General features: G+C 57.2%; 8 protein-coding genes. 4 read left to right on the top strand and 4 right to left on the bottom strand.

Annotation, left to right across the window (positions count from 1 at the left end):
• Positions 1-27: 27 nt before the first annotated feature.
• Positions 28-2,244 carry an OsmC domain/YcaO domain-containing protein gene (locus ABDB84_RS18360; RefSeq protein WP_345921232.1) on the bottom strand — a complete coding sequence of 739 codons (2,217 nt, stop codon included), beginning with the start codon at positions 2,242-2,244 and terminating at the stop codon, positions 28-30.
• A gap of 133 nt (positions 2,245-2,377) precedes the next feature.
• Positions 2,378-3,214 carry an AraC family transcriptional regulator gene (locus ABDB84_RS18365; RefSeq protein WP_345921233.1) on the bottom strand — a complete coding sequence of 279 codons (837 nt, stop codon included), beginning with the start codon at positions 3,212-3,214 and terminating at the stop codon, positions 2,378-2,380.
• 119 nt (positions 3,215-3,333) lie between these two features.
• Between ABDB84_RS18365 and ABDB84_RS18370 the strand changes: the two genes are divergently transcribed.
• The gene (locus ABDB84_RS18370; protein ID WP_345921234.1) at positions 3,334-4,347 is read left to right on the top strand and encodes an alpha/beta hydrolase; all 1,014 of its coding nucleotides are present in this window, start codon (positions 3,334-3,336) and stop codon (positions 4,345-4,347) included.
• A 107-nt stretch (positions 4,348-4,454) separates the two neighbouring features.
• On the opposite strand, the gene ABDB84_RS18375 is transcribed toward ABDB84_RS18370, so the two are convergent.
• On the bottom strand, positions 4,455-4,964 hold the full coding sequence (locus ABDB84_RS18375; RefSeq protein ID WP_345921235.1) for a phenolic acid decarboxylase: 510 nt from the start codon (positions 4,962-4,964) through the stop codon (positions 4,455-4,457).
• Positions 4,965-5,107: 143 nt separating this feature from the next.
• On the opposite strand from ABDB84_RS18375, the gene ABDB84_RS18380 reads away from it, so the two are divergent.
• The gene (locus tag ABDB84_RS18380) at positions 5,108-5,986 is read left to right on the top strand and encodes a LysR family transcriptional regulator (RefSeq protein WP_345921236.1); all 879 of its coding nucleotides are present in this window, start codon (positions 5,108-5,110) and stop codon (positions 5,984-5,986) included.
• Positions 5,987-6,265: 279 nt separating this feature from the next.
• On the opposite strand, the gene ABDB84_RS18385 is transcribed toward ABDB84_RS18380, so the two are convergent.
• Positions 6,266-6,880, bottom strand: a complete 615-nt coding sequence (locus ABDB84_RS18385) for an REP-associated tyrosine transposase (RefSeq protein WP_345921237.1) — start codon at positions 6,878-6,880, stop codon at positions 6,266-6,268.
• Between the two features lie 571 nt (positions 6,881-7,451).
• On the opposite strand from ABDB84_RS18385, the gene ABDB84_RS18390 reads away from it, so the two are divergent.
• Both ABDB84_RS18390 and ABDB84_RS18395 read left to right on the top strand, forming a co-directional pair.
• The gene (locus tag ABDB84_RS18390; protein ID WP_345921238.1) at positions 7,452-9,089 is read left to right on the top strand and encodes an ATP-binding protein; all 1,638 of its coding nucleotides are present in this window, start codon (positions 7,452-7,454) and stop codon (positions 9,087-9,089) included.
• A 3-nt stretch (positions 9,090-9,092) separates the two neighbouring features.
• A partial coding sequence (locus ABDB84_RS18395) for an AAA family ATPase (RefSeq protein WP_345921239.1) occupies positions 9,093-10,488 on the top strand: 1,396 nt, incomplete at its 3' end.

The raw sequence follows: 10,488 nt of genomic DNA on the forward strand, positions 1-10,488 counted from the left end.
TCAGCGTGAGGTGGCTGCCCCTCGGGCCTAGCTAGCCAGCGCCGCCACGCGGGCTTGTGCGCTGTGCATTTTCTTGTAGCTGTCGATCAGGCGCTGGTGCCTGTCCAGCCCTTCCAGCTTCATGCTGGTCGGCGTCAGGCCGTGGAAGCGCACGCTGCCATCGACCGAGCCCAGCACCGCATCCATGCGCGCGTTGCCAAACATACGGCGGAAGTTGGGCTCGTAGTCGGCGAGTTCCAGCCCCCCGTCCTGTTCATCGTCCAGCACGACTTCCAGCACCACGTTCAGCGCCTGATAGAACAGGCCGCGCTCGACGGTGTTTTCGTTGAACTGCAGGAAGGCTTCCACCAGCTCTTTCGCGGCTTCAAACTCCTGCAGCGCGAGGTTGATCAGCAGCTTCAGCTCCAGAATTGTCAGCTGGCCCCAGTCGGTGTTCTCGTCGAACTCGATGCCGATCAGGGTGATGATGTCGGTGTAGACGTCCAGCTCGCTGTCGTCCAGACGCTCCAGCAGCGCCCGCAGCGCGTCGTCGTCGAGACTATGCAGATTCAGTATGTCGGCGCGGAAGGCGAGCGCCTTGTTGGTGTTGTCCCAGATCAGGTCTTCAACCGGATAGACCTCGGAGTAGCCCGGCACCAGGATGCGGCAAGCCGTTGCCCCCAGCTTGTCGTACACCGCCATGTACACTTCCTTGCCCATCGCTTCGAGAATGCCGAACAGGCTTGCGGCTTCCTCGGCATTGCTGTTCTTGCCCTGGCCGGAGAAGTCCCACTCGACGAATTCGTAATCATGCTTGGCGCTGAAGAAGCGCCAGGACACCACGCCGCTCGAATCAATGAAGTGCTCGACGAAGTTGTTCGGCTCGGTCACCGCATTGCTCTCAAAGGTCGGCTGTGGCAGATCGTTAAGGCCCTCGAAGCTGCGCCCTTGCAGCAGCTCGGTGAGGCTGCGCTCCAGCGCCACTTCGAAACTCGGATGCGCGCCGAAGGAGGCAAACACGCCGCCGGTGCGCGGGTTCATCAGGGTGACGCACATCACCGGGTACTGCCCGCCGAGCGAAGCATCCTTCACCAGCACAGGAAAGCCCTGCTCCTCCAGACCCTGGATGCCGGCGAGGATGCCGGGGTACTTCGCCAGCACTTCCGGCGGCACATCGGGCAGCGCGATTTCGCCTTCGAGGATTTCGCGCTTCACCGCGCGCTCGAAGATCTCCGACAAGCATTGCACCTGTGCTTCGACCAGGGTGTTGCCGGCGCTCATGCCATTGCTGAGGAACAGGTTGTCGATCAGATTGGTCGGGAAGTACACCACCGCGCCGTCCGACTGGCGCACATAGGGCAGCGAACAGATGCCGCGCGCCACATTGCCGGAATTGGTGTCGTAGAGATGCGAGCCGCGCAGCTCGCCATCAGCGTTGTAGATCGCCAGACAGTAGTCGTCGAGGATCTCCTTCGGCAGCGCATCCTTGCGGCCCGGCTTGAACCAGCGCTCGTCCGGGTAATGCACGAAGGGCGCATTGGCGATGTCCTCGCCCCAGAACTGATCGTTGTAGAAGTGATTGCAGTTGGCGCGCTCGATGAATTCACCGAGGGCCGAAGCCAGCGCGCTTTCCTTGCTCGCGCCCTTGCCATTGGTGAAACACATCGGCGAATGCGCATCGCGGATATGCAGCGACCACACATTGGGCACGATATTGCGCCACGAGGCGATCTCGATCTTCATGCCCAGATCGGCCAGCACGCCCGACATATTGGCGATGGTTTCTTCGAGTGGCAGATCCTTGCCGGCGATACAGGTGCCCGCCCCGGCCGCCAGATTTGGCAGCAGCAAGGCCTGCGCATCGGCATCCAGACTCTCCACCTCTTCGATGATGAAGTCCGGCACGTTCTGCACCACGCGCTTGACCGTGCAACGGTCGATGGAACGCAGAATGCCCTGGCGATCCTTCTCCGAGATATCCGGCGGCAGCTCGATCTGGATCTTGAAAATCTGCTTGTAGCGATTCTCCGGATCGACCATGTTGTTGTGCGACAGGCGCATGTGCTCGGTCGAGATGCCGCGCGTGTCGCAGTACAGCTTCACGAAGTAGGCCGCACACAAGGCGGACGAAGCCAGAAAGTAATCGAACGGCCCCGGCGCCGAACCATCGCCCTTGTAGCGGATCGGCTGATCGGCAATGACCGTGAAGTCGTCGAACTTGGCTTCGAGACGAAGCTTGTCGAGAAAGTTGACCTTGATTTCCATGGAATGCCCAGCCGCTGCTCAAAATGATCCGGCCGCCATTGTCCGGCTTTTTCAAGCAGAAGTTCTGAGCGTTTACGAATGCGCTGCAAACGGCCAGCGCGACAGGGCTTCGGGGCGCTGCGGCGCGCCGGCTTTAAGTGCCACGCTGCCGCCACTCACGCGGGCCCACACCGCTATGCGCCTTGAATGCGCGTGACAGCGCGGCCTCACTGCCATAGCCCACTTGCGCGGCGATCATTTTCAGCTGCGCGCCCCGGCGCAAGGCCTTTTGCGCCAGGCTGACCCGCCAGGCCTGCAGATACGCGCCCGGCGTGCAGCCCACGACGCGGCGGAAGGTTTCGGCGAACACCGTGCGCGACATGCCGGCGGCAAGCGCCAAAGCATCCAGTGACCAATCGCTGGCCGGCTCTTCGTGCATGGCCACCAGCGCCTTGCGCAGCTTGGGATGCGACAGGCCGGCCAGCATCCCGCTGTGCAGCTCGCCCGTTTCCATCAGGTGGCGCAGCACCTGGATGAGCACCACTTCAAAGAGCCGATCCACCAGCGCCTGCTTGCCGCAATTGCTGCCAAACGCTTCGGCGAACAGCAGTGTCAGTACCGGGTTGGCGCCCTCGATCTGCGCAAGCGGCAAACACACGATCTCAGGCAGCGCGCTGACGATGGGATTGGCCTCGCCGCCTTCGAAATCCAGCTGCGCGCAGGCCAGATCAGCCCCGAGCTGCGTGTCGGTCACGAAACAGCGCTGCGTCGGCCGCGCATAGAGCAGCAGGCTCGGCTCGCTGATCTGCAATGAAGGGATGGCCGCATGGATAGCCTCCAGCGCGCCGGAGCGGATCAGATGGATCTGCCCGCCCTCACCGGGCGCTGAGAGATCCGTCGTGCCGCACAGGCTGCCGGAGTGAAACATCCGGGCGCGCACCGGGAAATGGTCGAGCAAAGCCTCCAGGCGATCTGTGCAGACATTCATCATCGCGTACTCCTGATCAATTCAACCGAACTTTACGTGATTTTTAGTCCGAGCGGAAAGCCTAAAGTTCGTCCTGCCAACCGGCATTGATCTCTCAGCCATCCGTCACGAAAGGAACCATCATGAAACCCCGCTACAAATTCATGCTCCTGTCCGCCATCACCGCCCTGAGCAGTGTGGCCCACGCAGCGGGCAGCGCTGGCGTCGAACACACGACCCAGGGCTTACTCGAAGCGCTCGCCCAAGGCGGCGGCCCGTCCATCGAAAGCCTGTCGCCAGCCGCTGCACGCCAGGTGCTCATCGACGCACAAAAGGGCGCCAAGCTGCCGCCCGCTGAAGTCAGCGAGAAGATCATCCAGGTCGATGGCAAGTCGCTCGTGCTGAACATCGTGCGGCCCGCCGGTGCGCAGGGCACGCTGCCCGCCTTCATCTTCGTGCATGGTGGCGGCTGGATTCTTGGCGACTTCCCGACGCACGAACGCTTCGTCCGCGATCTCGTCGCTGACTCGGGCGCCGTGGCCATCTTCGTCAATTACACGCCGTCGCCCGAAGCGCGTTACCCGGTGGCGCTCAATGAAATCTACGCCGCCACCCAATGGGTGGCCGACAACGGCGCCCAGATCAAGGTCGATGGCAAGCGGCTCGCCATCGCCGGCAACAGCGTCGGCGGCAACATGGCCACCGCCGTCGCCTTGATGGCAAAAGCCAAAGGCACCCCGGCACTGCGCGCACAGGTGTTGTTCTGGCCGGTGACCAATGCGAATTTCGAGAACGCCTCTTACGACGAATTCGCCAACGGCCACTTCCTCACGAAGGGCATGATGAAATGGTTCTGGGATGCCTACACGAGCAATCCCGCCCAGCGTCAGGAGATCTACGCCTCACCGCTGCAAGCGACGGCCGAGCAACTCAAGGGACTGCCGCCCACCCTGATCCAGACCGCCGAAAAAGACGTGCTGCGCGACGAGGGTGAAGCCTATGCACGCAAGCTGGACGCTGCCGGCGTCAAGGTCGTGGCGACCCGCTACAACGGCATGATCCATGACTTCGGACTGCTCAACGCCCTCGCCGATGTGCCCGCCACACGTGCCGCCCTGCACCAGGCCAGCGAAGAGCTGAAAGCCCGCCTGCGTTGAAGCAGGCAACCGGGAGTCAGGCAGCGCCTGACTCCCCGGCCAGCCCGGGCGCCGCAGCCTGCGGCCCCTTGGATGCCATGCGCAAGCGCACCCCACGGTCCTTCAACTCATGCCTTCAAACTGGCCGGAAAGTTGGCAGGCAGCTCACTGGCTGCGCAGCTGATCACCGTATCGTCATTCGGGCCGCAATCGCGCACAAAAGTAATGGTGGCAAATTCGTCGATGACTTCGGTCGGGTAGGCCGGGCCTGCTGCGCGGTAGGCTTCCATCTGTGCGATGTGCTCGTTCTGGAAGCAGACGGTTTTCTCCGGATTGTTGATGACCCAGCGCGGGAAAAAGATCGTCCCGTGAAAAACCTTGTCCTGCAGATTGACGATCAGGCTCACATCGGTGCCGGTCGGCTCCGTCCAGGAGATTTTGTAGACCGCCTGCGCGACGCGAACAATGTACGCCTTCTGATCCTTGACCCAGCGATTGCCAACAATGCCACTGTGGATGCGGTAGTCGAGGGTGGTAGCGTTCTTAACGTAAATCTCGTAGTTCCAGCCGTTGTCGTAGGTATAGACGAGGTGTTTGCCGATGAAGCCGCTGAGGTCTTCCTTGTCGAATGTGGCCATGATGTTTCTCCTCTTGATGAGTTGATTCGATGAGCACCTATTCTTACCCAAACAATTCGATTGATTGGCGCTGATTTCTGATCAAAACAATCCGATTTACAGATATATTCCAGCATCGCTTTCACTCATCTTGAGGAGTCTGGATGTCGCCCGGCACCACTCTGGAACAATGGCTCGTGCTACAGACGCTGGTCGAGGAAGGCAGCTATGTGCGCGCCGCAGAGCGACTTAACCGCAGCCAGTCTTCGGTCAGCTATGCGCTGGCTGCGCTGCAGGAGCGCCTGGGCATTGAGCTGCTGCACATCCAAGGCCGCAAGGCCGAACTGACTGAAGCCGGGCGCGTCATGCTGGCTCAAGCGCAGCCACTGCTCGCCGGCTTCCGTCAGCTGGAATCCCGCGCCGCCAGCCTGAAAGCCGGCGTGCGGGGAAGTGTTGGGCTGGTCGTCGATTCGGTCTTGCCGAAAGCACAGCTATTTGCCGCCCTGCTGCACTTCAGCCAGGATTGGCCCGCAGTACAGGTGCATGTGGCGGAAGTATTGCGCACCGAGAGCGAAAACATCCTGAACCGTCAGGAGGCCGAGCTGTATGTGATCACCCAGAAGCCCGATAGCGATGCCACGGCAAGCTTCCTGCTCAATATCGACTTCGTCGCGCTCGCCCATGCCGACCACCCCCTGCACCAACTTGGCGACCCGCTCAGTCAAGCGCAGCTCGAACAATATCCACTGGTAGTCATTACCGATCGCGCCATGCAGCGCACGCAGATGCGCGGCGCCCGGCCGGTATGGTCATTCACCACCGTCGAAGCAGCTGTCGAAGCGGTCTGTCACGGCGTCGGATACGGCTGGCTACCGATCAACCGCGTGGCGACGCTGATCGACAGCGGCCAGCTAAAACGACTGCCCGTCGCATCCGCGCAAGTCCGCAAGACGCCGCTCTACCTTGTCTTCGGCAATGAAAGCCTGTGCTTTGACAAAACTGTCACCGCACTGGCCGACAGCCTGCGCCACGCGCTAGCCTGAATCGTGAGCACAAGTGTGCAATAGCCGAAGAGCATTGCACCCTTGGTCCTGAACACGCGCAGCGATCAGCCACGGTGCCGTGCGCAAGGGAAAGCGGTGGGTTGCTCGGGCCCCCACCCTGCGGCCCTGGCACTACACGAAAAGTAGCCCCAATCTCGCAGAACGGAACTCCGCAGGAGCTTCCGCCAGCCGCCACCAGGTGGCATGCATCAGGCTGCGCGAGAGGTGGATGGGCGGAACCGCTCTGCGTTCCGCCCTAGGAATATTCGGGGTATTCGGTCACTCTGCCGGATGACGGGAGCTCTCTTCGACACCATCGCCCCAATCTGCCGGATAAACACCGGATTTCACCAGTTGGTGAAATGTCGAGTGCGGCCAATCCGCCACACGCCGTACCCAGCCGTGTTTTACCGGGTTGAAGTGCACGTAATCCATGTGCGCAGCGTAGTCAGCGTCATCACGGATCGTGTGCTCCCAGAAGCGCCTCTGCCAGATGCCACGCTCGCCTTTGGCCGCACGCACGGCAGACAAACGCTCTGTTTTTGGCAATCCTTTGGCAAAGGCTTTCTTGATCTCCCGCCATCGCCCGGAGTAGTCGGAATCTCCCGTCGGCAGCGTCCACATCGCGTGAAGATGATCCGGCAAAACAACCCATGCGTCGATATGAAAGGGCCGGCGACGCCTAACAACACGAACTGCCTCGCGCAGCAAGTCGATATGCTCGACCAACAAGCGATTTTCCCGCTCAAGCAAATTCACCGTAAAAAAATAGGTGCCGCCAGTAACCCGATTGCGTCGATAGTCCGTCATGCCAACAGTACGGTCATATAGTTGGTCGGAAAAGCCGAAGGCGCCTTCCGACGTTGGCGATGGTCGATCACCTTCACCGAGCAATCAAATCCAAACGTCGGAAGAAATTCCAAACGTCGGAAGGCGCTCCGCTTTTCCGACCTACGATTCGGATACGCATTCCGGGTTACGGCCTTGCTTCGCGCAGCAAGTCGATATGCTCGACCAACAAGCGATTTTTCCGCTCAAGCAGATTCACCGTAAAAAAATAGGTGCCGCCAGTAACCCGATAGCGTCGATAGTCCGTCATGCCAACAGTACGGTCATATGGTTCGTCGGAAAAGCGTAGCTAGGAAAAGCGTAGGTCGGAAAAGCCGAAGGCGCCTTCCGACGTTGGCGATGGTCGATCACCTTCACCGAGTAATCAAATCCAAACGTTGGAAGAAATTCCAAACGTCGGAAGGCGCTCCGCTTTTCCGACCTACGATTCGGATACGCATTCCGGGTTACGGCCTTGCGCGAGAGGTGGATTGGCGGAAGCGCTTTGCGTTCTGTCTTAAGAATATCCGAGGGGGGCGGTACGAGAATCCGGCGCACGCGACTCAACAATGATGTTGGCGTTTCTTCATGCCGAAGGGTACCCTTCACTTATCACATCTCTTGCCCGGGGGGCGAAATGTCGATTCGAAACGAAAAACTAAATATTGGACAAGTTGTATCTGTCGATGGTGCCGCAATTACGCTTGAAGCCACACAACTCAGAGTGACGCTAGAGACAGGCGAAGAGGTACACATAACGGTAGGATCATTTGTGAATTGCGGCGGAGGGCATGGAGATGTCCTATGTGTAGTCACGCGAGCATGGCAGGAGTTGGTTGAACGTATTGATCCCCAAAACAAGGGACTACGAATTCTTACCGACGTCAAAAAAGTGGAGCTAGTCGTTGTCGGGTCAATCACTGACGGCTTTCGACGTGGAGTGGATCATCTACCCCCTGTTGGCTCTGCCGCGTACTTCATCACTGGCGAAGCATTTGATGCACTCTTAGATGCCGCTCTCGACGCGGAATCACGAAATCGGCTTTTCCCGGTAGGAACCAGAGTAGGTACTGGCAAAGGAGTAGCCCGATTCGATTTGAACAAATTCTTTGGACGCCACTCAGCCGTCTTGGGAACAACCGGATCGGGGAAAAGCTATACCGTAGCCTCTCTCGCGCAGGCAGTTCTCAAAAGCTATGCGCGCCCACGTCTCGTCATATTTGACATTCACAACGAGTATGGCCCGGCATTTCAAGGAGAGTTTTCCGAGCGCTCGTGCTGCATCGGATGGCAAGATTTCCATCTCCCGTTCTGGCTGCTTACCTTTGACGAGTTTGTTGATGTTTTTACTGGTGGGGTGTTGGGGAGCAATCAGAAGGTGTTTTTATCAACGCACTTGCTAGCCCTTCGACAAGAGTCTCTAGGTGAAAACTCGAAGCTGGATGCCGAGAAGATTAGCGTTGACACTCCCATTTGTTTCGAATGGGATGAGCTCATCTCCAAATTGGATGAACATTTGGGAGGAATCACAGCGAAAACAGAAAGAGAACCGTTACAAAAAGTCGTCGAAAAAATGAAGTCGCGAAGACGCGATCCACGTTTTTCCTTTCTCTTTGATGCTGTCGATTCTCGACAGTCAATGGCGACCTTCTTCGAGAAAATTTTTGGATTGGGTGAGTCAGATGTGCATGCGACTGTCCTTGATCTTTCGGGGTTACCAACAGAAGTTCGGGCGACCGCCATAGGAATTCTATGTCGATTGTTTTTTGACTACAGATACTGGGATAGCAATGCCGAGAACCTCCCTGTTGCTCTTGTTCTCGAGGAGGCCCATGCGTACATACCCGCTGAATCCGACGCTAAGTATGCAATTGCAGTTGAAGCAATTGAGCGCATTGCCAAAGAGGGCCGGAAGTATGGCCTTAGTTTGGTCGTTGTGTCCCAACGGCCTGCAAACGTCTCACCTACGATCCTTTCTCAATGCGGAACATTTGTAGCTCTCAGGCTGACATCCGACGTTGATCAGTCCCGAGTTCTTAGACTGCTACCTGATACGTTGGGCAATCAGGCTGGAATGCTAAGCTCACTTCGAGATGGAGAAGCTGTGGTATCTGGTGATGGCGTAACGCTGCCTGGACGCGTTTTATTTGATATGCCTACCCCTAAGCCTAGCAGCTCGGACGTGCGCTTTCATAAGGCATGGTCTGATGGGCCTCCGTCGTGGTATTCGATTGCTGGAGTTGTCGAGCGTTGGCTAAAGCAGAGCCGGAGATAACCGATGCTGATTAATGAAATGAAACTTTTGGGCTGGCGCTCGTATTCACCTGAGCACGAAGTACACCTTGCCGATCTAGGTCGCGTCAATCTCATGATTGGCGCAAACAACGTTGGAAAATCAAATTTCGGACGTTTCTTGGTTCGCTTAAGGGAAATACTCCGTGACTACGAAAAGGCGGAGCCATGGAGCGATTCGTCCCGCACCAACAGCGCACTTTGTGCGGGATCGGGGTGGTTCTCCCCATTGCAAATTCAATTCAATCCGCGAGAAGTAGACCACTGGTTACGCAAAGCTGGCGTAATCAAAGCAGAAATACATCTCAATACGGATGCTCTTGGTTGCCCTTGGGAATTACCCAGAACTCTGTTCAATGACGAGCAGATACGCGTATCTATCACAATGACGCGTGATGGAAATACGGGCTACTTATCTGTAATCCCTATGTCTTGTTATGGAAAACCTCTCATTATCAGAGACGGGAGCACTCACAAGCTACTCCTAACGGATCACATCTACTCAGAACAAATCACGGATGCTCACCGTCATCGCGGACTAGGTCTTGCGGTATGTCGTTGCTTGGCGATGTCAGTTATGGAGATTCGTCCGCTGAGGGATCCCTCCAGAAAATCAACTGAGAATATACAGCACACCACCGACGGTGGAGACATCATCACTGCTTTGCAAAGCAAGCAGAACGACAAAAACAATCAACTGTTCTGGACAAAGTGCAAGGCTGATCTCGAAACTTGGTTTGCGTTGCTATTGGGCGAAGACTATCTACGTATAGACATAAACACCGAAAACTTTTGGCTGGAAGTAAAGCGGGGCGAAGAAATACTACGGTGCCCTCTTGCGGATCTAGGGGCCGGGGTCTCCGAAATACTTATCGTTCTGGCGTACTTGCGCCTTCATTCAGACCGGCCTTTTTTTGTCGTGATTGATGAACCTGAGTCGCACCTTCATCCTGGGGCTGTAGTAGAACTTGCAAAAATAATTACGAAACACTTGCCAAATCATCAGTTGCTTTTCACAACACACTCAACGGCACTAGTCGATGCAGTGGCCTCCGACTGGCGAACATTTAGGGCAACGAGAGGTGCGCACCACGGCACCGTGATTGAACCCATCGAAACCACAACATCTAAGTTGGCACTGCTTGCAGACTTGGGCATTCGCCCCTCTCAATTGTTTCTCGCTCGAGCGATCCTTTGGGTAGAGGGACCGTCGGATATCCACTATTGGACAGCATTAATTAACCAAGTGGATGAAACGCTCGTAGCCGGGCGTGATTTCGCTTTTGTAACCTATGGTGGAGCCTCCTTAGTCTCAAGTTTCAAGTGCAACACTTGGAGTGAGCTAAGGTGTTGCGATGGGCAAACGTTACAGTCATCTGAGT

This window comes from Uliginosibacterium sediminicola, assembly GCF_039631295.1.
Classification (GTDB): domain Bacteria; phylum Pseudomonadota; class Gammaproteobacteria; order Burkholderiales; family Rhodocyclaceae; genus Viridibacterium; species Viridibacterium sediminicola.